Origin of the sequence: Synechococcus sp. H55.10 (genome assembly GCF_047502715.1) — a bacterium.
Taxonomy (GTDB): Bacteria; Cyanobacteriota; Cyanobacteriia; order Thermostichales; family Thermostichaceae; genus Thermostichus.
Genome location: NZ_JANSJJ010000058.1, coordinates 1 through 24,808, shown reverse-complemented (window position 1 = coordinate 24,808; position 24,808 = coordinate 1). Strand labels below are relative to the sequence as shown.

The following is a 24,808-nucleotide window of genomic DNA, read 5'->3' as shown; positions in this document are numbered from 1 at the left end:
GCGAGCGTCTGGGGGGTTTCTTCCAAGGCTACGCGCCGCGCCAGCGACCGGTTTGCCCGAGATGACCTCTGAAGTTTCATAAGTTCTCCAAGCGGATATCCAGCCAGACGGACGGGGCCATTATGATGATTCAAACCAGCCGAACCCTCCATGCTTTGAGCAGCAAAGCGAGCGCAAGCGCTGTTGCCTACCAGACCGAGTGCGTTGAATCCCATCAGGATGCCACCGGCGTTCACTACGGCAAATTTGCTCTGGGGCCGCTGGAGCGCGGCCAAGGGATCACCGTGGGCAACGCCCTGCGGCGGGTGTTGCTCTCCAATCTGGAAGGGACGGCAGTAACCGCTGTCCGCATCGCCGGCGTGAGCCACGAGTTCTCCACGGTGCCGGGAGTGCGGGAAGACGTGATGGAGATCCTGCTCAACATGAAGGAGCTGGTGCTGCGCTCCACGGCTCCTGACACGCAGGTGGGCCGTTTGGTGGCGCAAGGGCCGGGGGAAGTTACCGCCGAGAAGCTGCAATTGCCCAGCGAAGTGGAGGTGATCAACCCCCGCCACCACATTGCCACTTTGGCGGAAGGGGCGATTTTGGAAATGGAGTTTATGATTGGCCGGGGACATGGCTACCGCGCCGTCGATTACTCCGACAGCAAATCGACGGCCATCGATTTTCTGCAGATCGACTCCGTCTTCATGCCGGTGCGCAAGGTGAACTACACGGTGGAAGCAGCCCGGGTCGGCCAGTCCCTGGAAAAAGATCGTCTAATATTAGAGATCTGGACCAACGGCAGCCTCACTCCGCAAGAGGCCCTCAGTCAAGCGGCCCGCATTTTGGTGAGCTTGTTCTCGCCCCTGCAGGAGGTCAGCTTCGATGCGCCGGTAGCGCCTCAGCAAACCGAAGATAACCAAAAGAACCAGATCCCCATCGAGGAGCTGCAGCTATCGGTACGGGCCTACAACTGCCTGAAGCGAGCCCAGATCAATACGGTGGCGGATCTGTTGGTCTACACCGAGGAGGATCTGCTGGAGATCAAAAACTTCGGCCAGAAATCTGCCGAAGAGGTGATCCAGGCCCTCAAGAATCGCTTTGGCCTAACGCTGCCCCGCGCCCGCGAAAAGGGCAAGGCCTAGAGCCCCAAGCAACCCTCCAAGGTGCTTGGCGCCGCCGGCGTCACCGCAAAACTCAGTCAGGATCCCCGAAGAGCCCAGGATAGAGGTTACCATGCGTCACCGTCGTCGTACCCCCCACCTCAACAAGCCTGCCGACCAGCGCAAAGCCCTGCTGCGGGCGCTGACCACAGCTCTGCTGCGGGAAGGGCGGATCACCACCACCAAAGCCCGCGCCAAGGCCATTCGCGCCACCACCGAGAAAATGATCACCCTGGCCAAAGAGGGATCTTTGGCGGCGCGGCGGCAGGCCCTGGCCTACGTCTACGACAAGGAGCTGGTGCGCTCTCTGTTTGAGCAAGCGCCGGAGCGCTACCGCGATCGGGCCGGTGGCTACACCCGCATCCTGCGCACCGTGCGTCGGCGGGGGGACGGAGCGGAAATGGCGGTCATCGAGCTGGTGTGAAGGGATCCCATGCAAAACCGTCGCATTGCCCTGAAAATTCAGTACCTCGGCAGCGGCTTTCGCGGCTGGCAGCGTCAAGCGGGCCACCGCACCGTACAGGGGGTGCTGGAGGAGGCGATTGCGTCGCGGGCCGGGCACCCGGTGGCCCTCTACGGGGCAGGGCGCACCGATACGGGGGTTCATGCCTCAGGCCAGGTGGCCCACTTCGACACCACCTCTGGCATCCCACCCACGGAGTGGGCGCGGGTGCTGAACGACTGTCTGCCGGAAGATGTGGTGGTACTGGCTTCCGCTCAGGTGCCTGACTTCTGGCATGCCCGCTTTTCGGCCCGCTGGCGCCGCTATCGCTACTTGATCCTGAACCGGGAGCTGCCGGATGTGTTCTGGCGCCTCTTTAGCTGGCAGGTGCGTTGGCCTTTGCAGGTGGAGCCGATGGCGGAGGCCCTCCACTCCCTGCTGGGCGAGCACAGCTTGGAAGCGTTCCGGCGGCGCGGATCCGACCGGCCCCACTCGCGGGTGCAGGTGCAGGAGGTGCTCTGCCGGCGGCTGGGGGATCTGGTGAGCATCGAGGTGCAGGCCAGCGGCTTCCTCTACCGGATGATGCGGCTGCTGGTGGGATCCCTGGAGGTGGTGGGCCGCGGCGAGCTCAGCCCGCAACAATTTGTCCACCTCTGGCAGCACAACGACTGGAGCCAGATGCGCACCCGCTACAGCGCCCCTCCGCAAGGGTTGTGTTTGCTGGATGTGGGCTACGCTGCGGATCCTTTTGGGCGGCAGTTTGCCCACCTGTTGCCCTTTTTGGGGCCCCCTGAAGCCCGCCATCTGGCTGTGGGTGTCCCTTCCTTGGTCTGAGCGTTTTCTTGTCCAATCCTGCAGTTCTGTCCTCCTTAGCTGCCATGAACAAAACTCCCCTTCCCACTCCCGAAACTGCGGCGCCCCGCTGGTACCTGGTGGATGCTGCCGACCAGCGGCTGGGGCGCCTGGCCGCGGCCGTGGCCACCCTCTTGCGGGGTAAGCACAAGCCCGACTTCACCCCCCATCTGGATACGGGGGACTATGTAATCGTGATCAATGCCGAAAAAGTGGTGGTCACCGGCAAAAAGCGCACCCAAAAGCTTTACCATCGCCACTCTGGCCGCCCTGGCGGCATGAAAGTCGAGACCTTTGCCCAACTGCAAGCTCGCCTGCCGGAGCGGGTGGTGGAAAAGGCGGTCAAGGGGATGTTGCCCCACACCCGTTTGGGCCGGCGGCAATTTACCAAGCTGAAGGTGTACGCCGGCCCCCACCACCCCCACGAGGCCCAGCAGCCGCAGGTGTATCCCGTTCACACGATCCCAGGAGCCAAAGCATGACGCAAGCAGCCAGCAGCCATCGAGCCGTTTATTGGGGAACCGGGCGCCGCAAAACCGCTGTTGCCCGCGTGCGCTTGGTGCCCGGCACCGGCAAGATCCTCATCAACGACAGGCCGGGAGACCAGTATCTGCAGTATCAAGAAGCGCTATTGGCCAACGTAAAAGCGCCGCTGGAGATCCTTGGTTTGGAGAACGCCTACGACATCCTGGTGCGAGCCCATGGGGGCGGCGTCCACGGCCAGGCCGATGCCATCAAGTTGGGGGTGGCACGCGCCCTCTGCGAGGTGGATCCGGCCAATCGCGGCCCCTTGAAGGTAGAGGGCTACCTAAAACGGGATCCGCGCGCCGTGGAACGGAAGAAATACGGCCTGCGCAAGGCCCGCAAGGCTCCCCAGTACTCGAAGCGCTAGGGATCCCCGCCATTGCTTTTTCAAGGTCGATGTTGGTAGACAAGGGTATAGAAACAAGCCCAGAGGAGGAGATTGCCATGCCCAAAAAAGGAATACACCCACAGTGGTATCCCGAAGCCAAAGTCATCTGCAACGGCGAAGTGGTGATGACGGTGGGATCCACCCAGCCGGAGCTGAAGGTCGACGTTTGGTCCGGCAACCATCCCTTTTTCACCGGCAGCCAGAAGATCATCGACAGCGAAGGACGGGTGGAGAAGTTCATGCGCAAGTACGGCATGGGCGGCAGCAAGAAAGCCAAGTAGCCGAGTTTCTGCACCAAGGTTCCCCATTTGGGCCCTGCTTAGACTTCTCGGTGAGGCTAGACCCATGGCTTCTGCTCAACTGATCGAGCAGCTTAAGAACGTCGAGGCCACTTTTCAGGAGCTGACGGTGCGCCTGGCCGATCCTGATGTGGCGACGGATCCGGCGGAGCTGCAGCGGATCGCCAAGGCCCGCTCCTCCCTGGAAGCCACCGTGCAGGCTTTTCACGATTGGCAGAAGCTGACTCGCGACCTGAAGCAGACGGAAGAGCTGCTGCGCGAGGCGGCCTCCGATCCGGAGCTGGAGGCGATGGCCAGGTCGGAACTCGAGCAACTGCGCGCCCGCCAAGAGCAACTGGAGCAACAGCTCACCCTGCTGCTGCTGCCCCGGGATCCCAACGACGAAAAAAACATCATGTTGGAGATCCGCGCCGGCACCGGGGGCGAGGAAGCGGCGCTGTGGGCGGCTGATTTGGCCCGCATGTACACCCGCTACGCCGAGAAGATGGGTTGGTCGGTGCGCCTGGCCAGCCTCTCGGAAGGAGAGATGGGGGGCTACAAAGAGGCCATCCTGGAAATCCGCGGCGACCAGGTCTATAGCAAGCTGAAGTTTGAGGCCGGCGTGCACCGGGTGCAGCGGGTGCCCGTGACAGAGGCGCAGGGGCGCGTCCACACCTCGACGGCCACGGTGGCGGTGATGCCGGAGGTGGACGAGGTGGAGGTGGTGATCGACCCCAAGGACATCGAGATCAAGACGGCGCGCTCCGGCGGGGCGGGCGGCCAAAACGTGAACAAGGTGGAAACGGCGGTGGATCTCCTCCACAAGCCCACCGGCATCCGCGTCTTCTGCACCGAGGAGCGATCCCAGTTGCAAAACCGGCAGCGGGCGATGCAGATTTTGCGGGCCAAGCTCTACGAGATGAAGCTGCAGGAGCAACAGGCCTCCATCAGCTCCGCCCGTCGCATGCAGGTGGGAACGGGATCCCGCTCGGAAAAAATTCGCACCTACAACTACAAGGACAACCGCGTCACCGACCACCGCCTCAACCAGAACTTCCTGCTCGAGCCGATTTTGGAAGGGGAGCTGGACGAGTTGATCCAAGCTTGTATTGGCCTATACCAAAAAGAGCTGCTGGCGGAGCTATCCTAAGCGCTGCTGGGATCCCTTCCTGCTGCCGACCTGGCGGTAGAATAAATACCCATGTCGAGTGACCCGAGGAATCCTCCCCATGCTGGCCGAGTACCGCCAACATGTTGCTGCCCGCGCGGATCAAGGGATCCCGCCGCTGCCCTTGAATGCCGCCCAGACCAGCCGGGTGTGTGAGCTGCTCAAGGATCCCCCTGCCGGCGAAGAGGCTTTTTTGTTGCATCTGCTCACAGAGCGGGTGCCGCCGGGGGTGGATGAGGCGGCCTATGTGAAGGCGGGCTTTTTGGCGGCTGTGGCCAAGGAAGAAGCGCGCTCACCTCTGATTACCCCCCTGCGGGCGGTGGAGCTCTTGGGCACGATGCTGGGGGGCTATAACGTCCAGGTGCTGCTGGAGCTGCTGCAGGATAGGCGGCAGGAGATCGCGGCAGCAGCGGCCCGCGCCCTCAGCCACACGCTGCTGATCTTCGATGCCTTCCACGACGTGCTGGAACTCAGCCAGGCCGGCAACGCCCGCGCCCGGCAGGTGCTGCAGTCCTGGGCTGAAGGAGAGTGGTTCACTACCAGGCCGCCCCTGGCCGAGGCCATCACCGTGACGGTGTTCAAAATTGCCGGCGAGATCAACACCGACGACCTCTCCCCCGCCGCCCACGCCACCACCCGCCCAGACATCCCCCTGCACGCCCAGAGCATGCTGGAGTCGCGCGCGCCGGGATCCCTGGCTGCTATTGCCGAGCTGAAGCGCCGCGGCTATCCCGTGGCCTTTGTGGGGGATGTGGTGGGCACGGGATCCTCCCGCAAGTCCGCCCTCAACTCCCTGCTCTGGCACATTGGCCACGACATTCCTTATGTGCCCAACAAGCGGGCCGGCGGCGTGATTCTGGGGGGCACGATCGCGCCTATCTTCTTCAACACCGCCGAAGATGCCGGCGCCCTGCCCATCCAGTGCGAGGTCTCGCGGCTGGAGACGGGCATGGTGGTCACCATCTATCCCTACGAAGGCGTCATCCGCTCTGAGGATGGCCAAGTCCTCTCCACCTTTTCCCTGCGGCCTGTGACCCTGCCGGACGAGGTGCGGGCGGGGGGCCGCATCCCCCTCTTGATTGGCCGGGCCCTCACCGACAAAACCCGCCAGGCCCTGGGGCTGGATCCCTCTCCCCTATTTATCCGTCCCACCCCGCCCGCCGACACCGGCAAAGGCTATACCCTGGCCCAGAAAATTGTCGGCAAAGCCTGTGGGCTGCCGGGGGTGCGCCCGGGCACCAGTTGTGAGCCGCTGATCACCACGGTGGGATCCCAGGACACCACCGGCCCCATGACCCGCGACGAGCTGAAGGAGCTGGCCTGCCTGGGCTTCAGCGCCGACCTGGTGCTGCAGAGCTTCTGCCACACCGCCGCCTATCCCAAGCCGGTGGACATCCAGATCCATAAAGAGCTGCCCGACTTTTTTGCCTCGCGGGGGGGCGTTGTCCTGCGGCCCGGCGACGGCATCATCCACTCCTGGCTCAACCGCATGCTGCTGCCGGATACCGTCGGCACCGGGGGCGACTCCCACACCCGCTTCCCCCTGGGCATCTCCTTCCCGGCGGGATCGGGGCTGGTGGCCTTTGCCGCCGCCATGGGGGTGATGCCCCTCAATATGCCGGAGTCGGTGCTGGTGCGCTTCCGGGGGGAATTGCAACCCGGGATCACCCTGCGGGACATCGTCCACGCCATCCCCTACGTGGCCATCCAGCGGGGGCTGCTCACCGTCGAGAAGCAGGGCAAGAAAAACGTCTTCGCCGGGCGAATTATGGAGATCGAGGGCCTGCCCCATCTCAAGGTGGAGCAAGCCTTCGAGTTTACCGACGCCTCGGCAGAGCGGAACTGCGCCGGCTGCACCATCAAGCTAAGCGTCGAGACGGTCGCCGAGTACCTGCGCTCCAACGTGGTGCTGCTGAAAAACATGATCGCCCGCGGCTATCAGGATGCGAGAACCCTGCTGCGGCGCATCGCCAAGATGGAGGCCTGGCTGGCCAACCCCACCCTGCTGGAGGCGGATCCCGACGCCGAATACGCTGCCGTGATCGAGATTGACCTCAGCACCATCACCGAGCCGATCGTCTGTGCCCCCAACGATCCCGACAAGGTGATGACTCTAAGCGAAGTCCACGCCCAGCACGCGGCAGGCAACCCCGACACACCCATCCAAATTGACGAGGTGTTCATCGGCTCCTGCATGACCAACATCGGCCACTACCGGGCTGCCGCCAAGATCTTGGAAGGGCAAGGTCGGGCCAAGGTACGCCAATTTTGGATCTGTCCCCCCACCCGCATGGACGAGGCGCAACTGCGCGCCGAAGGGGTGTACGGCACCTTTGCCGCTGTCGGCGCGAGGACGGAAATGCCGGGCTGCAGCTTGTGCATGGGCAACCAGGCCCGCGTGGCAGATGGGGCCACCGTCATGTCCACCTCCACCCGCAACTTCAACAACCGCATGGGCAAGGACGCGCGGGTCTATCTGGGATCCGCCGAGCTGGCGGCTGCCTGCGCCCTCCTGGGGCGGATCCCTACCCCTGAGGAATACCGGGAGATCGTTGCCACCAAGATCCAGCCCTTTGCCGGCGAGCTGTACCGCTACCTCAACTTCCACGAGATCCCCGGCTTTGAGGACGAAGGGCGGATCATCCCCCGCGAACAAATGCCCAAGCTGGAGGAAGTCCTCGGGATCCGTTCCTAAAGGGGCCACCCTGATACCATGGCAGCATGGTTTGCTAGCCTTGGAGAAATCCTGATGGCCCTGTCCCGAAAACTCACCCGCCAGATCCACCGCGCCCTCGCTCCCATCCTGGCTCTGCCCCTGGTGGTGACGTTGGTAACGGGATCCCTCTACCAAATTGCCCGCCTCAACGACAACTTGGACTACTACTGGCTAATCCAAATCCACAAAGGGCAGTGGGGGCCGCTGGATCTGCAGGCCATCTACCCCTTCTTAAACGGCCTGGGGCTGTTGGTGATGGTGGCTACCGGCCTAAGTTTGTGGTTGCAAACGAGATCCCATCGCCCGCCCCAGCGCAGCGATTCCTGAGAGCTTTCTCCTGATTCTTGGGTGAGAAAATACCCCAACCGATTTCCAGAAAACTCGACCTCTGGAGCCAGCCAGAAAGCTTATTTTAATGTACAGAGGCTAGGCTAAAGCCTTGTGAGTAAAGCTTAAAGAGAAGCTAACCAAAAGTTAACCAAAATCTGATCAGGAGGTGGATAGATATGGCTCTGGTTCGCTGGGATCCCTTTCGGGAAATTGACGAAATTCAACGGGAAATGAACCGGATGTTCGACCGGCTGATAGCCCGTCCCGCCGAGACTGATGCCTTTGCCTTTGTGCCGGCGGTGGAAATGCACGACGATCCAGAGACCATTACCCTCAAGCTGGAGCTGCCCGGCTTGAACCCCAACGATCTGGACATCCAAGCGACGGCGGAAGCGGTCTCCATCAGCGGTGAGCGGCGCTTTGAAAAACGCTCCGAAGACAAAGGCGTAACCCGCACCGAGTTCCGCTACGGGCGCTTCCAACGGGTGATCCCGCTGCCCAACCGGATCAAGCACGATCAGGTGAAAGCGGAATACAAAGATGGCATCCTCACCCTGACTCTGCCCAAAGCGGACTCCGAAAAAGCCCAAGTGGTCAAAGTGAACGTTGTCTCCTAATGGGATGAGGCGAGCGCCACTTTTGGCTTAAGCAAGATCCAGATCCCAGAGGGTAGGCCATGAGCCTACCTTTTTTGCTTTTTGGCTTGTCCATCCTCAACTCCCCTCTCCCTGAGGGAGAGGGGCCGGGGGTGAGGGCCGGATAAGGATCCCCTTTGACCTCTGCCCCTGGGGTTGGATAAGGTTGAGGGCGAAGTGGCTGGGGAGCGAGAGCATGGCCAGCGTGACCTACGAACACGTTACCAAGCGCTACGGCGACACCACGGCCGTCCACGATCTGAACATCGCCATCGAAGATGGGGAATTTCTCGTCTTCGTTGGCCCCTCCGGCTGCGGCAAGACCACCTCTTTGCGCATGCTGGCCGGCCTGGAAGAGGTGAGCGCCGGCTCCATCTACATCGGCGACCGCCGCGTGAACGACGTTCCCCCCAAGGATCGGGATATCGCCATGGTCTTCCAATCCTACGCCCTCTACCCCCACATGACCGTGGCCGAGAACATGGCCTTTGGCCTCAAGCTGCGTGGCCTGCCTAGGGCGGAGATCGAAAGCCGAGTTCGGGGGGTGGCCAAGCGGCTGGGGATCGAACACCTGCTCCACCGCAAGCCCAAGGAACTTTCCGGTGGACAGCGGCAGCGGGTCGCCGTCGGGCGGGCCATTGTGCGCAACCCGGCGGTGTTTTTGATGGATGAGCCCCTCTCCAACCTCGACGCCAAGCTGCGGGTGCAGGCGCGGGCCGAGATCAGCAAGTTGCACATGCAACTGGGCACCACCTTCATCTACGTCACCCACGACCAGGTGGAAGCCATGACCATGGGCAACCGCATCGCCGTCATGAAGGATGGCCGCCTGCAGCAGGTGGATACTCCCCAGGCCCTCTACAGCCGCCCCGCCAACCTGTTTGTGGCCGGCTTCATCGGCAGCCCTTCCATGAACTTCTTCTCAGCCAAGCTGCGGGAGCAAGAGGGCACCCTCTGGGTCGATAGCGGCGCCTTCCGCGTGCCCATCCCCCCCCACCAGGCGGATCCCTATCGGCCCCGCGCCGGCCAGCCGGTCATCTTCGGCATCCGCCCGGAAAACATCCACGATCCCCAGTACCAACCCCCAGGGATCCAACCCGCCCGCGTGCGCGCCAAAGTCTCGGTCGCCGAGCTGATGGGCCACGAGGTCATCCTCCACCTCAGCACCACCGACGCCGAAGGGATCCTCCCCGAGCAGGAGTTTGTGGCCCGCGTGGATCCCCGTACCCAGCTTCGCGTTAACCAATGGGCAGAAGTGGTCTTTGACATGGATCGCTTCCACCTCTTTGACCCGCAAACCGAGGAGCGGCTGGAATAAACAAGAGGCGCTGTCAAGCTAAAGATTGGCTACCATAGGCTCCAGAGAAAAAAGGATCCCTATGCCGGAGCAATCTGCCTCGAAGTTGGTGCAGGCGCAGTTCGACGAATTTCCCTATCCCAACGTCCCCATTGAGCAGACGGTTACGGATACCTTTGCCCTGTTTGCCAACAGCTACACCACCGCCTGCTACGTGCGAGATCGCAAGGTGGTCAAGCCCGAAGGCAAAGTGATGCTCAACGCCGGCTGCGGCTCCGGCTGGGAAACCCTGGTTCTGGCCACGGCCAACCCAGGTGCCTCTTTGGTCGGGGTGGATATCTCGCCGAAATCGCTGGAGATGGCCCGGCAGCGCTTCGAGTTCCACCAGATCCCAGATGTGCGCTTTGAAGTAGCAGACATCACCGATATGGGAGCGCTAGGGGAGCAGTTTGATTTCATCGCCTGCAACGACGTGCTCTACCTGCTGGAAGATCCGGTGGCCGGACTCAAAGGCATGCGCCAGGTGCTCAAACCCGAGGGTATTATCCGCACCAACGTCCACAGCCTCTATCAGCGGCAGTTTATTTTCAACATGCAGGATGCCATGGAGCTGCTGGGGGTGATGGACGAGCCGGCTGCCAAAGCCGTTCCCATTCTCCGAGAGCTGATGGATGCCCTCCATGAAGGCAGCTTCGTCAAAAGCCACTGGCAGGGAGACGCCATCAAAACCACCAACGGGATCCTGGCCAACTTTCTGCTGCGCAGCGACAAGGGCTTTACGGTGCCCCAGGTGTTCGAGATGCTGCGCCAGGCCGGGCTGGAGTTCATTAGCATGGTGAACTGGCAGCAGTGGAAGCTGGAGCGAGTCCTCACCAAGCCGGTTCCCTACGCCCTGCGCCACCTTAAAAAGCTCAGCCAAGAGGAGCTGCTGCACTTTATCGAGCTGATTTTTCCCAACCTGACCCGGCTGATTGATTTTTGGTGTGGCCACCCTCGCCCCGCTCCACCAGCCCCTTTTACCCTGGAAGAATGGCGAAACGGCTCCGTGCAGGCCCATCCTCTGTTGCTGCGTCTTAACGCCAAGGTTGCCTTCGAGAATGCCATCCGCGACAACGGCCCGGTCAACATCAACGGCTGGCCGGGATCCGAAGGCAACATCGTCATCGATCCCTTCTCGGTACGCTGGCTGATTGATGTTTTTGGGGAAGAGCCTGTGTCCGTACAGGCGCTGGCGGCCAAGGCCCTAGATCTCATGGACTGGACCCCCGAAGAGGCCTTTAACCAAGTGGTGGCCAACCTCAAGTTCCTGGAAGAGCGGCTGGTGGTGCTGCTGCACTCGCCCCTGCGCTAAGTTCAGGGATCCCGCGTTAGCTTCCCTCCCACCCACGATGGAACACTACCCCCCTCTCCCTCAGGGAGAGGGGCCGGGGGTGAGAGCGGGAGAGGGGCCGGGGGTGGTCGCGTGAGCGGCGCGGAGCGCTTGGGCCATCCCTCAGGGAGAGGGGCTGGGGATCTGCAGCACCCGGATGCGCTCGGCCCGAATCGCCGCCGGGATCCGCCCTTCGGCGTCGGCATTGACGGCAAAACGCACCTTGCCCTCCATCTCCACCTCGTCCCCTGGGCGCAGCTCCAGCCAACTGGCGGGGCGGCCAAGGCGGATGACCTGGACATCTTCCGCAGGAACCACCGAGACCCAGGTGCCGGCGTAGCGCTGCAGGTTGGGGCTGACCTCGTCCAAATTGACCCCGATCCAGCCTTCCTCGCGGTTGAGGAGCCGCACCGTTCCTGTCAGTCGAAAAGGTTGCGCTTCTTCTGCTAGCTGGATCGGCTCGTAGAGAACTCTCGTGTTTAGAGGCTGCAGACGGGCCAGCTCCACCCGCCATCCCTGGGCCTGGCGGTAGAGAGTAACTTCCATCGCCGCCCGCAGACGCCCGTCCGGCAGCGGCTCGTAGAAACCCAACTGGGAGCGAAAAGGGCGAAACCGCGGATCCTCCCGATCCGGCTCGGTTAAGAATTGCTGCAGCTCCGCGGCGGTGAACTGGAAGTACAAAGTGGGCACCACTGCCTCCGGCCTCAGGATTGCGTCTACCTGAAAGATGGCCGTGTTGCCCACCTCCTGGATAGGAGTGAGGGTGAACTCCTCTGCCGAGGGCCAGGAGCGATCCAGGGCGCCCGGCGGGATCCCCCTCAGCAGCCGCGGGGTGAGCAGCGCTTCTGCCGTGGCAAAATCCCGAGCGTTGGCCGCCTGCACAAAGGCTTGCAGCGTCTCTTTGGCCGTTTGCGTCTGCCCGCAGCCATTGAGCAAAACCAGGGCCAGCAAGAACCAAGCTTTCTTCAACACCTTTCCCCCGCCACTTCACTGCTGATTTTCGGCAGGTTGCTCAGTTTCTGCCGGAGAGGGAGAGGGCTCAGGGTTCTCCGGCTGGGATCCCTCTGCGGGCGGCTTATCCGGTTGCCACACCTCGATTCGCCAGCCGCCCTCCTGTCGGTAAAGGGTGATCTTGAGGCGGGAAGTCACCGTGTCTCCCTCCAGGCGCAGGCCCACCAATTGCGGGGCCAACTGCTGATAGGTGGGATCGGCAAGATCCGGCTCGGTCAGGTACTTGCGCAAAGTCAAGGGATCCAGCCCCAGGCGCTGCGCCGCCTCTTCCAGAGAGGACTCGCCCTCCACCCACACGTAGGCCGTCTTGCCGCTCACCTCTTGGTTGCGCACCTGCACATTCTCTCCCGCTGCCCCCCAAATCGAAGGCAGGGATCCCGGCCTGAGGGCATTGCTGAAGCGCTCGGTCAGGTAGCCGTCGGCGGTGCCCCAATCCCCCTTTTCGGTGGCAGCGATAAAGGTGCTCACCACCTGGTCGGGGGTTTGCGCTGGTGTGGCCTGCGTACAGGCGATCGTGCTACCCAAGCTGAGAAGAAGAGTACAGGTGCTGATGTGACGTAGCATAGGAACAACCTTGTTTAAGATGCGCTGTCTCGAGACAAACCTCGGCAGACGTTGGCTCGAAAGTTGAGAACAATAGCAGATGCAGATTGGGCCTGGAAGCTTAAGAGATGTAACAGGTAGATGGAGTCTGCCGTACTTGCGTCAGGCCTGCCTGAGGTAACTGTCCAATTCAAAATGACGATCTCCGAAAATCAGAACTATGATACCATTCCAGGAAGCAGTGACAACAAACGTACAGCTTTGATGCTATGGTTAACCGGCAGCCTCTCGTGACACTACCCTCCATGGCTGCTGCTTGTGTAGAGTTATGCACTGAGTCTACTGCTCAGCAATATGCAAAAGGCTACGTCAGCTAGGATAAATCGGTAGGTCATAATACAAGTTTAAGCTTAGGTAAGGAAATGGCAGTCCCATTGTCTGAATCAGGCTCAACCTGGAATGCTCGCGGGATCAGTCAAGCCCGTGTAGCAGAAACGGCTCCTACTGCAAAGGAAAGAAGAAACGCTTGGTCAGTATCACTCTACTACTGGGATCAAGGGATCAGTACTGAGCCAAATCATCTGCCCTGCTTATTGAATAGACTCCATGCACTTTGGGTTCTAGGTGTCTCATTTACTTTTTTAGAAGAAGCACTTAAACTCTTGAACCAGTTAGAGTTAAACCCAGAGAGATGGAAAGATATTCCCCCTCCAAACATAGAAGGTTATGAGTTGGCATGGAAAGTTGATTCCCCTGACTTTGAGCCACTTGATCCGGATCTACCATCTATAGATCAGTACCTGTATTACTTAGCTCGCTGGATAGCAGAAAGAATAGGGCTGCCTTACCAAACACAAGTAATTCCTTTTTGGCGCATTGCTGCCTCAATTCACCCCAAAGATCTAAGAGCTAAAGCAATCCTAGGCCTTGGTCTATCTAAAAACCTGCAGATCGAAGGTATAAGGCATCTGAGGCAAATTCAGGCTATGACGGCCACACAAACAGCCAAAAGATGGGCTCAAGCCTGTTATCAAACTTCTGTAAGCTTTCTTCAAAGAAAGATGGGTGAATCAAACTCGATAAATTTGAGAAGCAAAAGAGAATTTGTTGATATATGCTACGAGGGTTACACAATGAGGCTAGAAGATAGTTTAAACTCACTAGTTACTCATTGTTATCTGGCCCAAGGAAGATGGTTTGAGTCAGGGATAGACTTTGTTAGGTCCTACCTGAAGCCGGGAATGATGTTTATAGATGTAGGGGCAAATGTAGGCTTATACACTCTTGTTGCTGCCCAGGCCGTAGGAACCAAAGGCAAAGTAATTGCGTTTGAGCCAACTCAATCTTGTGTGGAAATATTAAAACACAATGTCAGCGTTAATAGATTATCGCAAGTTACGATAAACCCATATGCAGTGGGTAGCGAGTCAGGGCAGACATATTTTCTAGAAACAGACGATAGTGTGTACAATAGAGTGGTAACTAACCTTTCAGGAGTAGTCCACCCTGTAAAGATCATCCGGCAAATTACGCTAGATGATTGGTGGCGCTCTTACAGAAAGCCTTTGGTCGATATGGTCAAGATAGATGTAGTTGTAGATCCCTTAGGTGTTATACAGGGAGGTCGAGAACTTATAAAAAGCTGTCTCCCACTCATTCAGCTAGAAGCAAAAGATGGTGGGGGATTTGTGTCGAGGGAAACATCCTCTTACCTGTCAGATCTGGGGTACACTTTTTTTGCATACAACTCCACCTTGAACGAATTATCGAGAGCTCGGGAACAAGCTCGCAGCCTCTCTGCGACAAACTTAATTGCAGTTCCCGAAGCGCGCTACGCTAGTCTTATAGAGGACGGCGTCCTCCAGAAAGACCTATCTCCATCTAAGAAGCTTGATTCAAGCCTGTTGTCTTTACTTAAAGATTTGCTCGAGGAAAGCCAATGATTGTTGTTGATGGTGTTGCTTTGCAGAGTAACTTAGAAACCCCACCGTCTATTATAACCTTTTGGCAAAATGTTGTAGGTGAATGGTTAAAGCTTGGCCACAGTCGAGACTTTGTGGTACTGGTGAGAGAAAGCCAACGTATTGCTCTTCCAGGCGATACAGTCATAGCGGTGATTCCTGACTATAGTTACGAAGACGCTGAATCCGATCACGTAGGTCTGCAGAGCGCCTGTGACCAGCTTAAGTCAACGCTCTTTATCTCAACTTTGTACACATATCCTCTTAGAACACCTAGTGTGGCAATGATTTATAGTGTGGATGAAAGCCAAGAGTTTCTGTCAAACTTGGCAGCTCAAGAGAAACATAACTCCATTTTGAATGCATCGGCATTTATATGTCCGTCTGAGTGGGTGGCATCAAACTTGATGGCAAAATATCCTGGTATTTCTAAAGAAGATATTGAAGTTATCTACCCAGGCTTGCATGGTGACCTAGGGCCATCTCCTCCTCTAAAGCTACGGAAGTTTCGAGAAGAGCGAGATCTGACTCGTCCCTACATCATTTACAGGGCGGGAGCAGGGGAACGAAGAAAGATAGCCTTCCGCGCTATCCTAGATAGCCTGAGCGAGATAGCTTCCGGGCAAGTTCCGGAAGTTGTTTACCTATCAGTTGATGGAAGTAGGACTGACTCACCTTTGGAATCTTTCGTGGACCTATCTAAACCAATTCGAGCTCGAATCCACAACCTCAAACTTTCGCCTGACGAGTTACCGCTACTCTATACAGGAGCTACGGGGTTACTTGAGGTTGAACCCGAGCTTGGAATGGGCAATTATGTTCTCGAGGCGATGCGATGTGGCTGTCCAGTTATCATTCTCAGAGAATCTCAAAGAAAAGTGGAACATGCCAATGCGCCTGAACCGTGGATTGAGATACCTCTGGAGCCACATGCCATATCGCAGGCAATCGATCAATTGAGAGATACAAAGTATAGAAGTTCTGTACTCTCGCAAGGGTTGATCTACACAAAAAACATGACGTGGGAAGAAGCGGCCAAGCGAATGTGGTCTTTCCTTGACCTGAAGGCGAAAAACATAACATCTTAAAGCTTCGAAAGGTAAATATCATAGAATGAGGTGCCCTCTATCTCGTCGTGAATTTTGAGCACATGAGAGCATAAGTCGTATGAGCGATAGGCCTCGTGAAGAATTACGGCAAGTGCTAGCCGCTTTCTGGAGGGAAGCTCTCCCACTCGCATAAAGTCTTTGGCATAGATAAAGTCAGTCCAGGAGGCTTGGGTGCACAAAGAAGTCAGATTCTTGGGAAAGGACTTCATAACTGGGCAGGCAATCCCAGTAAGGCTATGGATAAGAAAGCCATGCTTCCTCAGAGCAATATCTATGTCGGAAAACAAGGGCTGGCCAATGTAGTGGGGGACAAACAGGACCTCAGTTTGAACCACTACAATGCTCTCGCTGAGGAGACGAGCGGCGCCGTGGATAATGCTAAGCTCACTTCCTTGAGTATCCATGACAAGCCAGTCTGCATCTGAAGCCTCTTCCAGGTCATCGAGGCGAACCGTCTTGACTTTTTCCTCTGAGACGACTTGGTAAAGCTCAGCTAGATCGTGGAACCTCTCCAGCAGTTGATGGTTGGGCTGGAACAGAGATGAGGTCATCCCGGTGTTGGTTAGATAAAGAGTCGATTCAGAGCCATCGCCAACAGCCATAGGAAGGTATAAAACATTAGAGCTGCTAAAACTTTTCTCTTTTAACCGCTCGTATGCTTCTCGATCGGGCTCAAATGCAACTAAGTCTCCAAAGCCCTTGTGAATCATTTCAGTATAGATCTCAGGAGTCCCAAGATCAGATGCTCCTGCAGCAATTACTTTAATGCGAGGCATTGAGGTTCCCAAGACAGAGGCTATAGATAGCTCAGACATGACTTCCTTTCTTCACTTCACTCCTTGTGAGCGATTACATTTAGACTGATAAGCTCATTGCAGTAAACAATTGTGCTTGCGTCATTAAACATACCGAACTGATCTACTTGGACGATGAAGTCAAAGCCAACAGTTTTGAGTAAATGAGTTAAATTCTCAATGGTATATCCATATTTATGAAAGTCATACTGATCGACCTGGCCACCATAGAACATACTAATGATGTACACCAGTTGATCATAGGAAAGATCGTCCTTTAGAAGAACTCTAGATAGCGCTTTTAGGTTGGGCACAGAGATATATAATCTTCCTCCTTTCTTCAGTACCCGATACCACTCTGTCAAAGCTACCTTTGCCTCTCGATAATCAAAGTGCTCAAGAACATGTGAGGCGTATATCTGATCTACGCTTTCACTTCCAAATAAGCTGAGGTCAATTGCGTTTGCGACGTAGTCGACTTCAGGCGAGGGCAAAACGTCAAGTATTTTCCAGTCAGGATGTGGCTCTCTACCACCAATATGTAGATTAAACATGCTTACCCATTGCTCCTAGCTAACCATCTTAGTAAGTTTAGCCAAGTTTGGATGCTTGCGAAACTTAAATGGCAAATCTGTGAACCTAATTCTACCTTTCCTATCTTGGCAGTACTGTTCCCATATCTGGGTATATGCCTTCTCTAAAAAAGCTGTAAATCTCTTTCCGTCAAGAAGGGGAGACAAATAGAGACGCTCTCGCATAGTCCTTCTCATCCAGACCAGAAGCTCTGTATCTTCGGACAGCGTTGAGGCAATACGAACATAATCTTCCTCTGTCTGTGCAATTAGCTCTGGCAAGTCTACTGTTTTTAAGATTGACACACCAACTCTGGAGACATGTGCTGAGCCCTCCAGCGTTATTACCGGAACTCCCATCCATAATGTCTCACAGGTTGTCGTTGTTCCGTTGTAGGGGAACGGATCTAGGGCAATGTCCACCTCTCCATAGGCTGCGTAGTGCTCAGCAAAGCCCTGTCTACCATATTCAAGCTTGACTCGCTCTTCCGAAATGCCGTGGCTTCCAATTCTTTGCAGGAAGATCTTACAGGTGCTCTCATCTCTATACCGCTGATTCTTTAAGTGTAAAACTGAGTTGGGTACCGCCTTTAGTATCGTTGCCCACAACTTAATTACTCGGGGGGTAATTTTGGAAGGGTTGTTGCAGCACCCAAAGGTGATAAAGCCATTCTTAACCACAGGTGGATCCGTGACCTCATGTGCCTCCCGAGAAGGCTTATAGCAGAGAAAGCTATGGGGCATTCTTATCAGCTTCTCGGTATTCAAGCCATCAGTTACGTCATAGGGATCTGCGAAGCTGTCCGTTATTCTATAGTCCACGACGGTCATACCGGTGGTGTCAGGATAGCCGAGGTAGGTAACTTGTACAGGTGCAGGACGGAGAGCCATTACGTGTACTCTTGTACCGCCAGTGTGCCCGCTTAGATCCACCAGAATATCAATTTGATCTTCTCTGATTAGCGTTGCAACTTTCTCGTCGCTTAGTTTACTGATATCTCTCCATCCTGTCGCCCATGCAGAGAGCTGCTCAGTTACCATGTCAGGTTGATCAACATTTGAGTAGCAATAAATCTGGTAGTTTTCTTGATTGTGGTTATCATAGATTGAACTCATGAAAAAGTGTACCGAATGCAATCGAAAATCACCTGACAGGTAGCCGATCTTAAGTGGCCTTTGAGTGGTTCGCGAGTTTGTGTAGGGCTTCCAGTAACTTTGATATTGGCTTTGGTAGCGAATACCCCACCGTTGATGCTCCAAGAATGTTTCTAGAGGATCAAAGTTCTCTGAGTAATGCGAGACCATAAGGATATTTGACATCGCACCCGCAAAGTCAGGAGCGATCTCGAGAGCTTTCCTATAGCTAGCCAGTGCTTCACGTAATCTGCATTGCTCTAGATAAGCACCGCCTAGATTTTGGTAAGCCACGGCGAAGTTTGGCTTTCTTTCAATGGCCAGTAGATAATTATCTATGGCCTCCTGAGTTCGGGATAGCTTGGCCAGGGTCAAGCCTTTGTAGAAGTATGCATCAGCTAATTCAGGCTTGAGCCTTATGGCCTCCTGTAGATGTTCTAAAGCATCATCGTACTTTTTCTGCTCAAAGAGTCTAGCTCCGATGTTGCAGTAAACTTCTGCAAAGTCTGGGGAAAGCTCCGCAGCTCTATGAAAAGCAAACTCTGCTTCCTCTTTCTTCCCCAATAACTGGTAGGCAAGACCCAAGTTATTGTAGGCTCGGGCAGATGTTGGATCTAGGTTAATTGCTTGTTCAAGGCATCGAACTGCCTTTTCACCCATAGCAAGATCTAAGTAGTAGCATCCCAGGCTATGCCAATACTCTGATTCCCCTGGATTTAGCTCAATAGCAAGACGTATATGATGCTTGGCTAGGTGCAACCGCTTTTCTGTCCTGTAAAGAACACCCAGATTGTGGTGAGCTTCGGCGTACCCTGGATCCAAAGAAATGGCGACTTGAAAGCAATCTCTTGCAGCTTGAATAGCTTGGTATCGATCCTCAAGATTTTTTTTGCTTTCTAGATTTAGCTCCTGAACGGCTATCTCTGTTGCAGCTTGGGGTTGGATCTTTCGGCTCAGAGCTGCCCCTAGATTGTTATAAGCCTTTGCATAGTTCGGATTGATCTCTATAGCCTTCTTATAGTGCTCCATCTCTTTATCTTCTTGGCCGACCTCACCGTATACTCTACCCAGGTTCAAGTGAGTGACAGCAGAGGGCTCGATCATCAAAGCTTTCTGAAAAGCAGTGATTGAGTCTTCATAGTGTCCCAGTTCTACTAGCAATAAACCTAGTTTGTTTTGCAAGTCGGCACTAGTCGAAAATAGGGGCTCTATTTGCTTTGCGTGTCGAATGGCTTGATCCTTATCTCCAGATAGAGAAAAGGCATCAATTAACTGAAGATGAGCTTCAAGGTAGTCTGGCTGATCCTTTACTGCTTTCTTTAGGATGCCGATAGCACTATTTACCTGGCCTAACTTTAGCAGTACCTGTCCAAGAAAGTATGCTGCCTCAAACTGTTGCGGATCCAGCTCCAGAACCTTCAGAAAAGCTTTCTCTGCTTCATCCCAGCGCTCAAGCTGGATAAGGGCCAGACCTAAGTTAAAGTTTGCATTAAGGCTTTCTGGATCTATTTGGATGGCTTGTTGATAGCACTCTATTGCCCTTTCGGGTCGGTTTAGCTTCTCGTAAGCCACACCCAAGTTAGTGTAAAGCGATGCCGACCTTTGACCAAGGCTGACACACCTTTCCAGCCATTCCACAGATTTGACGTATTGTTCCTGCTGATAGGCCAGTATGCCCAAATACTGAATGGCATCAGGCTGGTTAGGCTCTAAGCTTAAGATCTCCAGGTAGCATTTCTCAGCTTGATCCAGCTCACCCGAGCGATGATGGCGAAATGCTCGCTCTAGGAGCTCTTGAATCTCGGTTCTCATATCTCCAAGCCTTGACTGCAACGATTCTATCAGATGAATTTGTAGATTTAGCGGCCTAGGAAAATGGGCAGGCTCTCAAGACCTGCCCACTTCCTGTATTTGGCCGCTCCTGGACTACAGAGGCAGCCTAGATTTAGAGGCGCCGCTAGCGCGGGATGGAGAAAGTGATATCCAGACGCGGACCACGAGCAGTGGTGATGGGCGAACCACCCGTGCCCGTAGCCGGCTCGCGGTCGAACTCGGCGCGGCAGACCCCGTTGGCTCCCTGGCTGATTTCGAAGCCAGCATTGGGAGCAGTGCGGGTGAAGGGCGTCACCGTAGTGGTGGCAGAGGCCGTGACCGAGCCGGTGACCGTCACCGTTTCGGAGCGGGTTTCAGAGCCAACGACCGTGCCTGTGGCCGCAAAGGTCACCGTTGCGCTGGCTACCGAGGTAAAGCCAAGGCCCGCTGTAATAAATTGAGAGGCAGTGAAGGTAGCAGTGCCAGTGACACTAAAGGTAAAGGATTCAGTGTCAGTTGCAGTTCGAGTTTGAGTACCCTCTCCTTGTGTTACTATTACTGTCCTTGATGCCGTAGCCACGCCAGAGACAGTGCCAGTGGCCGAGAAGGACTGTGTAAACGGCGTCGTCACCGCACCGGTGATGGTGTTGGATACCGTGGCACTCGCTGCACCCGTAACGACAAACGTCTGCGTCGCCGTCACGTTGAAACGCTGCGTCGCCGTCACAATCCCCGTCGTCGTCACCGACGTCGTTCCCGTAGTCACCAAAAAGACCGGAGCTGCCTGGTTGTTCCACACTTCCTTGGCGCACTGCAGCCGCACCTGGTAGAAGCGCGTGCCCGACACCGACCGCTGCACACCCGGCTGCACATCCGCCGTCCGCGGCCCCGCCGACACATCCCCACCCAACACGTTGCCGTTGATGCTCAACGCAATGAAGCTGGGCGTGGAAGCCGGCGCAAAAAAGTCGCTGGAAACCACGTTGTCGCGCGCACCCAGGTTGACTTCCTGGAACACCACGTTGTTGGCCGGCAGGTTGTGCGGCGTCGGATCCAGGAAGAAAAAGCCGCGCCCCCTATCGCCAAAGTTTCCAATCTCCGCCGAGTCGTTGGAGGGCAACTGCACCAGCGTCAACTGCGCAGATTGCACCGCGGCGTTGGACGGAATGCTGTCGGGAATCGAGAAGGAGAGCACCGCACGGTAGTCGGTGTAAACCCCCACCGGCAGGTTCTCCGCTACCCCACTGCGGCGAATGCCATACCCCACCGGCACCACGTTCGGGCTGGAGAATACCTGCCCGTTGGGCGTCACCGCCGCCAGTTGTGTCGGCAGCAAGCTAACCGGGCCGCCAGTAGCCGCCACGTTGCCGGTGGTGAAGGTGGCCACAAAGTCTTCGGCCAGGCTGCGGCCCGAAGCAAACAGATCCGGCACCGCCCGCGAAATGGTGACCCGATAGACAGAGTCGTTGCTCAGGGGTGTGCGGAAGGTGACGGTGACTTGGGTGCGGTCGGAGTTGAAGGCCAGATCCCGAGGCGGGACAGCTCCGGCTTGGGGCGCCACCGAGGTGATGCTCAGGGCTTGAGCCAAGGGAGCCTCGCGCACCGGCTCGCTGAAGCGAATGGTAATCGAGGTGGTGATGGCAACGTTGGTGGAGCCATCCGAGGGGCTGATGCTGATAACACGTCCCACCGGCGTAGGCGTGGGAGTAGGGGTGGGAGGTGCTGGCGGCGGAGCCGGGGGAGCCGGAGGAGCCGGCGGGGGCGGGGGCGGTACGGGCACCGACGTGCCGGAGCTATCTTCGCCGCAACCGGTGAGCAGCATGGGCAGCAGCACCACCGTCGATGCCAGAGACAGAGACCCCAGTGACTTGAGCAGCCACTTGTGCATTGTTCCGTTCATGTTTCTCCTCTTAACCAAAAAGTAGGGTTCGGCTGAACACTTCCCTCACATTACCCGATCGGCTCGCTCAGGGCAACCTAAGCCTTCTGAGAAATGGCCAATCGAGGGGAGACGCAGACACGCCAGTTTGGTGGCTAGCCTGTTTACTCTGCTAATCATACAGGCAGATGCGGCAGCTTTGGCAAGAGTTATCGACTTTTTCCGGGCCAATGGGGAGTGATCTGGGTCACAGACGATAGCATGAGCTTGCCTGTGGCTACTGCTTCGTACAACTCTGCTCCATAGGCTGGGTTGAGGCTTGGCCGAGGGAGGTGAGACGTGGCCGGAATCTTTGCCCAGCAAGGTTTTCTCGGATCCAACTCTAAAAAACCGGGAGATCTACCTATTTCTCTGAAAAATGGTGCTTGATCCGGGGCAGAAGGGTGGCAGGATGAGGAGTGGATGTTTTTTCTGGAGACCCAACCAGGATGGCTACCTACAAGGTCACTCTGATCAACGAAGAGCGAGGCTTGAACGTCACCATCGATGTGCCGGATGACGAGTACATTTTGGATGTGGCGGAGGAGCAAGGGATCGAGCTGCCCTATTCCTGCCGCGCCGGGGCCTGTTCGACCTGTGCCGGCAAGCTGGTGAGCGGCACGGTGGATCAAAGCGATCAATCCTTCCTGGATGACGATCAGATCGAGCAGGGCTATGTGTTAACCTGCGTGGCCTACCCTACTTCTGACTGCACCATCATCACCCATCAAGAAGAGGCGCTGTACTGAGTGAGGCCCTCACCCCCGATCCCTCACCCGCGGCCCCTCTCCCTGGGGGATGACCCTCACCCCTGGCCCCTCTCCCCCAGGGAGAGGGGTTTTTTGTTTTGGGTGCTCCTTTCCGGCAGCCTCAAGCGCTCCGCGCCACCGCAGGCGACTACTCCCGACTCCTCTCCCAGCCCTCACCCCCGATCCCTCTCCCTGAGGGACGACCCTCACCCCCATCCCCTCTCCCTGGGGGATGACCCTCACCCCCGGCCCCTCTCCCTGGGGGAGAGGGGAGTAGGATTTTCTCATTCTCTGTAGAACTTTTTGACGATGACTCCAGAGCAAGAAGAGTGGTTAATCCGGGCCGTTCAAGAGCTGCAGGCTGCCCAAAAAGAGCTGCAGGCTGCCCAGCAGGAGCTGCGCCTTGTCCAACAGAATCAACAGGTTCTGATTCAGGAAGTCCGCGAGGGGCAGGCGATGCTGGCGCAGTTTTTCCGCGAGGCGCTGGATCGCTTTGACGAGCGCACTCGGGCTATTGAACGCCGCACCGACGAGATGGCGGCAGAGATGAAGGAGATGCGGCAGGAGATCCGGGATCTGCGCCGCGATTTTTTGGAACGGCGATAGCCCCTCACCCCTGGCCCCTCTCCCTGGGGGACGACCCAAGTGCTCCGCGCCGCTCACGCGAACACCCCCGGCCCCTCTCCCTGAGGGAGCAGCCCAAGCGCTCCGCGCCGCTAGCGCGAACACCCCCGGCCCCTCTCCCTGAGGGAGAGGGGGGTTAGGATGGCAGCAGAGTGGCTTTTGGAGGCGGCTGTGGCTTTGACGATAGGATCCGTTCCTGGGCCGACAGCGGCTCGCCTGAGTTTGGCAGAGTACCTCAAGTATTCCGATGGCGGCGATACCCGCTATGAGCTGGTGGCGGGGGAGTTGGTGCCGATGGCCCTTCCAACCGGACGGCATGGTCAGATTGTGGATTTCCTCAATACCGCTTTTCGAGTTGAGATCCGGCGCCAGGAGCTGCCGTGGACTTCTCAGCCGATGGCTATCGGGATCCAGTCGCCGCGGGGCAACCGCTGGGATACGGTGCGGATCCCGGATGTGGTGGTGCTGCCTCTGCAGCAGTGGCAGGAGATGGGATCCCGAGAGGCTCTGATTCGCTTGGAGGATCCGCCGCCGCTGTTGGTGGTGGAGGTGGTGAGCGAATCAAGCCGGGCGGCGGACTACCGAGCCAAACGGGCGGAATACTGTGTTTTGGGCATTGGTGAGTACTGGATTGTGGATCCGATGGAGGAGAAGGTGAGCCTGCTGCTGTTGCACGAGGGCTGGTACGACCTGCTGGAGCTGAAGGGATCCGGGCGGGTGCCCTCGAAGGTTTTTGCAGGGCTGGAGCTGCAGGCGGGGGAGATCTTGGCGGCGGACTTGGGTTATTCTGGTAAAGCCACGGGGAGTTAGCTCAGTTGGTAGAGCGCTGCGATCGCACCGCAGAGGTCAGGGATTCGAGTTCCCTACTCTCCATTGCCCTCACCCCCGGCCCCTCTCCCTGAGGGATGACCCTCACCCCCGGCCCCTCTCCCTCAGGGAGAGGGGGGTTGGTGGTAGGATCTTGGCATCCTCTCGCTCTGGTTGATGATGACTCCGGAACAAGAAGAGTGGCTGATCCGCGCTGTTCAAGAGCTGCAAGCGGCCCAGCAGGAGCTACGTCTTGTCCAACAAAATCAGCAGCTTCTGATTCAAGAACTGCGAGAAGGGCAGGCAATGCTGGCTAAGTTTTTTCGCGAGTCCATGGATCGCTTTGATGCGCGCACCCGCGCTATCGAGCGCCGCACGGATGCCCTGGAGCGCCGAACTGAAGCTCTGGAACGGCGCACTGACGAGATGGCCCAAGAGATGAGGGAGATGCGGCAGGAGATTCGAGATCTGCGCCGCGATTTTTTGGAACGGCGGTAGGCCCAAGCGCTCCGCGCTGGCCCTCACCCCCGGCCCCTCTCTTTGGGGGAGCAGCCCCTCACCCCCGGCCCCTCTCCCGCGCTGCCGTCAGTTATAACCCTATGCCCCCGCCCACCATCAACAAGGTGTAT

The 24,808-nt window shown here is 57.1% G+C and carries 25 protein-coding genes and 1 tRNA gene; 20 read left to right on the top strand and 6 right to left on the bottom strand.

The features are described from left to right. The first annotated feature begins 122 nt into the window (after window positions 1–122). From NW858_RS04750 to NW858_RS04695, 12 genes are all read left to right on the top strand, one after another. Window positions 123–1,127, top strand: a complete 1,005-nt coding sequence (locus tag NW858_RS04750; RefSeq protein ID WP_414334837.1) for a DNA-directed RNA polymerase subunit alpha — start codon at window positions 123–125, stop codon at window positions 1,125–1,127. A gap of 91 nt (window positions 1,128–1,218) precedes the next feature. Next, window positions 1,219–1,569: a 50S ribosomal protein L17 gene (rplQ, locus tag NW858_RS04745; protein WP_414334838.1), complete on the top strand. Its 351-nt coding sequence runs from the start codon at window positions 1,219–1,221 to the stop codon at window positions 1,567–1,569. 9 nt (window positions 1,570–1,578) lie between these two features. Further along, window positions 1,579–2,421, top strand: a complete 843-nt coding sequence (gene truA / locus NW858_RS04740) for a tRNA pseudouridine(38-40) synthase TruA (RefSeq protein WP_414520020.1) — start codon at window positions 1,579–1,581, stop codon at window positions 2,419–2,421. A gap of 44 nt (window positions 2,422–2,465) precedes the next feature. Then, the gene (rplM, locus tag NW858_RS04735; RefSeq protein WP_414334840.1) at window positions 2,466–2,921 is read left to right on the top strand and encodes a 50S ribosomal protein L13; all 456 of its coding nucleotides are present in this window, start codon (window positions 2,466–2,468) and stop codon (window positions 2,919–2,921) included. Further along, window positions 2,918–3,331, top strand: a complete 414-nt coding sequence (gene rpsI / locus NW858_RS04730) for a 30S ribosomal protein S9 (RefSeq protein ID WP_414334841.1) — start codon at window positions 2,918–2,920, stop codon at window positions 3,329–3,331. The genes rplM and rpsI overlap by 4 nt, the downstream gene beginning before the upstream one ends. A gap of 77 nt (window positions 3,332–3,408) precedes the next feature. Further along, the gene (rpmE, locus tag NW858_RS04725) at window positions 3,409–3,633 is read left to right on the top strand and encodes a 50S ribosomal protein L31 (RefSeq protein ID WP_414334842.1); all 225 of its coding nucleotides are present in this window, start codon (window positions 3,409–3,411) and stop codon (window positions 3,631–3,633) included. A 64-nt stretch (window positions 3,634–3,697) separates the two neighbouring features. Continuing rightward, complete coding sequence (gene prfA, locus NW858_RS04720) at window positions 3,698–4,780, top strand: peptide chain release factor 1 (RefSeq protein WP_414334843.1); 1,083 nt, start codon at window positions 3,698–3,700, stop codon at window positions 4,778–4,780. A gap of 79 nt (window positions 4,781–4,859) precedes the next feature. After that, entirely contained in the window at window positions 4,860–7,493 is a 2,634-nt protein-coding gene (gene acnB / locus NW858_RS04715) for a bifunctional aconitate hydratase 2/2-methylisocitrate dehydratase (RefSeq protein WP_414520019.1), read from the top strand. Window positions 7,494–7,547: 54 nt separating this feature from the next. Beyond that, complete coding sequence (locus tag NW858_RS04710) at window positions 7,548–7,841, top strand: PepSY domain-containing protein (protein ID WP_414520018.1); 294 nt, start codon at window positions 7,548–7,550, stop codon at window positions 7,839–7,841. A gap of 179 nt (window positions 7,842–8,020) precedes the next feature. Further along, window positions 8,021–8,461: an Hsp20/alpha crystallin family protein gene (locus tag NW858_RS04705; RefSeq protein WP_414520017.1), complete on the top strand. Its 441-nt coding sequence runs from the start codon at window positions 8,021–8,023 to the stop codon at window positions 8,459–8,461. A gap of 214 nt (window positions 8,462–8,675) precedes the next feature. Next, entirely contained in the window at window positions 8,676–9,797 is a 1,122-nt protein-coding gene (locus NW858_RS04700) for an ABC transporter ATP-binding protein (protein WP_414336042.1), read from the top strand. Between the two features lie 61 nt (window positions 9,798–9,858). Further along, on the top strand, window positions 9,859–11,127 hold the full coding sequence (locus NW858_RS04695) for a class I SAM-dependent methyltransferase (RefSeq protein ID WP_414520016.1): 1,269 nt from the start codon (window positions 9,859–9,861) through the stop codon (window positions 11,125–11,127). Window positions 11,128–11,268: 141 nt separating this feature from the next. Here NW858_RS04695 and NW858_RS04690 read toward each other — a convergent pair whose 3' ends face one another. Both NW858_RS04690 and NW858_RS04685 read right to left on the bottom strand, forming a co-directional pair. Continuing rightward, window positions 11,269–12,114, bottom strand: coding sequence for a hypothetical protein (locus NW858_RS04690; protein ID WP_414336554.1), 846 nt, complete (start codon window positions 12,112–12,114; stop codon window positions 11,269–11,271). An 18-nt stretch (window positions 12,115–12,132) separates the two neighbouring features. After that, the gene (locus NW858_RS04685) at window positions 12,133–12,720 is read right to left on the bottom strand and encodes a hypothetical protein (RefSeq protein WP_414336553.1); all 588 of its coding nucleotides are present in this window, start codon (window positions 12,718–12,720) and stop codon (window positions 12,133–12,135) included. Window positions 12,721–13,121: 401 nt separating this feature from the next. Between NW858_RS04685 and NW858_RS04680 the strand changes: the two genes are divergently transcribed. Then, window positions 13,122–14,642 carry an FkbM family methyltransferase gene (locus tag NW858_RS04680; protein WP_414336551.1) on the top strand — a complete coding sequence of 507 codons (1,521 nt, stop codon included), beginning with the start codon at window positions 13,122–13,124 and terminating at the stop codon, window positions 14,640–14,642. Further along, on the top strand, window positions 14,639–15,748 hold the full coding sequence (locus tag NW858_RS04675; protein ID WP_414336550.1) for a hypothetical protein: 1,110 nt from the start codon (window positions 14,639–14,641) through the stop codon (window positions 15,746–15,748). Before NW858_RS04680 ends, NW858_RS04675 begins: the two co-directional genes overlap by 4 nt. Here NW858_RS04675 and NW858_RS04670 read toward each other — a convergent pair. The 4 genes from NW858_RS04670 to NW858_RS04655 form a co-directional block, all read right to left on the bottom strand. Then, window positions 15,745–16,584 (bottom strand): FkbM family methyltransferase, encoded by an 840-nt coding sequence (locus NW858_RS04670; RefSeq protein WP_414336548.1) that lies wholly within the window; start codon window positions 16,582–16,584, stop codon window positions 15,745–15,747. The genes NW858_RS04675 and NW858_RS04670 overlap by 4 nt on opposite strands. 17 nt (window positions 16,585–16,601) lie before the next feature. Then, window positions 16,602–17,117, bottom strand: coding sequence for a class I SAM-dependent methyltransferase (locus tag NW858_RS04665; protein ID WP_414336546.1), 516 nt, complete (start codon window positions 17,115–17,117; stop codon window positions 16,602–16,604). 15 nt (window positions 17,118–17,132) lie between these two features. After that, on the bottom strand, window positions 17,133–20,081 hold the full coding sequence (locus NW858_RS04660) for a tetratricopeptide repeat protein (RefSeq protein ID WP_414370997.1): 2,949 nt from the start codon (window positions 20,079–20,081) through the stop codon (window positions 17,133–17,135). A gap of 145 nt (window positions 20,082–20,226) precedes the next feature. Further along, window positions 20,227–21,981 carry an Ig-like domain-containing protein gene (locus NW858_RS04655; RefSeq protein ID WP_414336542.1) on the bottom strand — a complete coding sequence of 585 codons (1,755 nt, stop codon included), beginning with the start codon at window positions 21,979–21,981 and terminating at the stop codon, window positions 20,227–20,229. A 467-nt stretch (window positions 21,982–22,448) separates the two neighbouring features. Between NW858_RS04655 and NW858_RS04650 the strand changes: the two genes are divergently transcribed. From NW858_RS04650 to NW858_RS04625, 6 genes are all read left to right on the top strand, one after another. Next, the gene (locus NW858_RS04650) at window positions 22,449–22,748 is read left to right on the top strand and encodes a ferredoxin (protein ID WP_414336541.1); all 300 of its coding nucleotides are present in this window, start codon (window positions 22,449–22,451) and stop codon (window positions 22,746–22,748) included. A gap of 93 nt (window positions 22,749–22,841) precedes the next feature. Further along, the gene (locus NW858_RS04645) at window positions 22,842–23,045 is read left to right on the top strand and encodes a hypothetical protein (RefSeq protein ID WP_414520015.1); all 204 of its coding nucleotides are present in this window, start codon (window positions 22,842–22,844) and stop codon (window positions 23,043–23,045) included. 12 nt (window positions 23,046–23,057) lie between these two features. After that, a complete protein-coding gene (locus tag NW858_RS04640; RefSeq protein ID WP_414520014.1) occupies window positions 23,058–23,354 on the top strand; it encodes a hypothetical protein in 297 nt (98 codons plus the stop codon). 159 nt (window positions 23,355–23,513) lie between these two features. Beyond that, complete coding sequence (locus tag NW858_RS04635) at window positions 23,514–24,182, top strand: Uma2 family endonuclease (protein ID WP_414520013.1); 669 nt, start codon at window positions 23,514–23,516, stop codon at window positions 24,180–24,182. Next, window positions 24,173–24,245 (top strand) — tRNA-Ala (locus tag NW858_RS04630). The genes NW858_RS04635 and NW858_RS04630 overlap by 10 nt, the downstream gene beginning before the upstream one ends. A gap of 114 nt (window positions 24,246–24,359) precedes the next feature. Continuing rightward, a complete protein-coding gene (locus NW858_RS04625; protein ID WP_414520030.1) occupies window positions 24,360–24,677 on the top strand; it encodes a hypothetical protein in 318 nt (105 codons plus the stop codon). Window positions 24,678–24,808: the final 131 nt, after the last annotated feature.

Coding starts and splice junctions, on each gene's coding strand:
- NW858_RS04665 (WP_414336546.1), bottom strand. CDS start 17,117: ATGTTTAATCTACATATTGGTGGTAGAGAGCCACATCCTGACTGGAAA.
- NW858_RS04655 (WP_414336542.1), bottom strand. CDS start 21,981: ATGAACGGAACAATGCACAAGTGGCTGCTCAAGTCACTGGGGTCTCTG.
- NW858_RS04750 (WP_414334837.1), top strand. CDS start 123: ATGATGATTCAAACCAGCCGAACCCTCCATGCTTTGAGCAGCAAAGCG.
- NW858_RS04710 (WP_414520018.1), top strand. CDS start 7,548: ATGGCCCTGTCCCGAAAACTCACCCGCCAGATCCACCGCGCCCTCGCT.
- NW858_RS04625 (WP_414520030.1), top strand. CDS start 24,360: ATGACTCCGGAACAAGAAGAGTGGCTGATCCGCGCTGTTCAAGAGCTG.
- truA (WP_414520020.1), top strand. CDS start 1,579: ATGCAAAACCGTCGCATTGCCCTGAAAATTCAGTACCTCGGCAGCGGC.
- rpmE (WP_414334842.1), top strand. CDS start 3,409: ATGCCCAAAAAAGGAATACACCCACAGTGGTATCCCGAAGCCAAAGTC.
- acnB (WP_414520019.1), top strand. CDS start 4,860: ATGCTGGCCGAGTACCGCCAACATGTTGCTGCCCGCGCGGATCAAGGG.
- NW858_RS04670 (WP_414336548.1), bottom strand. CDS start 16,584: ATGTCTGAGCTATCTATAGCCTCTGTCTTGGGAACCTCAATGCCTCGC.
- NW858_RS04680 (WP_414336551.1), top strand. CDS start 13,122: ATGGCAGTCCCATTGTCTGAATCAGGCTCAACCTGGAATGCTCGCGGG.
- NW858_RS04660 (WP_414370997.1), bottom strand. CDS start 20,081: ATGAGAACCGAGATTCAAGAGCTCCTAGAGCGAGCATTTCGCCATCAT.
- NW858_RS04700 (WP_414336042.1), top strand. CDS start 8,676: ATGGCCAGCGTGACCTACGAACACGTTACCAAGCGCTACGGCGACACC.
- rplM (WP_414334840.1), top strand. CDS start 2,466: ATGAACAAAACTCCCCTTCCCACTCCCGAAACTGCGGCGCCCCGCTGG.
- NW858_RS04640 (WP_414520014.1), top strand. CDS start 23,058: ATGACTCCAGAGCAAGAAGAGTGGTTAATCCGGGCCGTTCAAGAGCTG.
- rplQ (WP_414334838.1), top strand. CDS start 1,219: ATGCGTCACCGTCGTCGTACCCCCCACCTCAACAAGCCTGCCGACCAG.
- NW858_RS04675 (WP_414336550.1), top strand. CDS start 14,639: ATGATTGTTGTTGATGGTGTTGCTTTGCAGAGTAACTTAGAAACCCCA.
- NW858_RS04635 (WP_414520013.1), top strand. CDS start 23,514: ATGGCAGCAGAGTGGCTTTTGGAGGCGGCTGTGGCTTTGACGATAGGA.
- NW858_RS04705 (WP_414520017.1), top strand. CDS start 8,021: ATGGCTCTGGTTCGCTGGGATCCCTTTCGGGAAATTGACGAAATTCAA.
- prfA (WP_414334843.1), top strand. CDS start 3,698: ATGGCTTCTGCTCAACTGATCGAGCAGCTTAAGAACGTCGAGGCCACT.
- NW858_RS04695 (WP_414520016.1), top strand. CDS start 9,859: ATGCCGGAGCAATCTGCCTCGAAGTTGGTGCAGGCGCAGTTCGACGAA.
- NW858_RS04650 (WP_414336541.1), top strand. CDS start 22,449: ATGGCTACCTACAAGGTCACTCTGATCAACGAAGAGCGAGGCTTGAAC.
- rpsI (WP_414334841.1), top strand. CDS start 2,918: ATGACGCAAGCAGCCAGCAGCCATCGAGCCGTTTATTGGGGAACCGGG.
- NW858_RS04685 (WP_414336553.1), bottom strand. CDS start 12,720: ATGCTACGTCACATCAGCACCTGTACTCTTCTTCTCAGCTTGGGTAGC.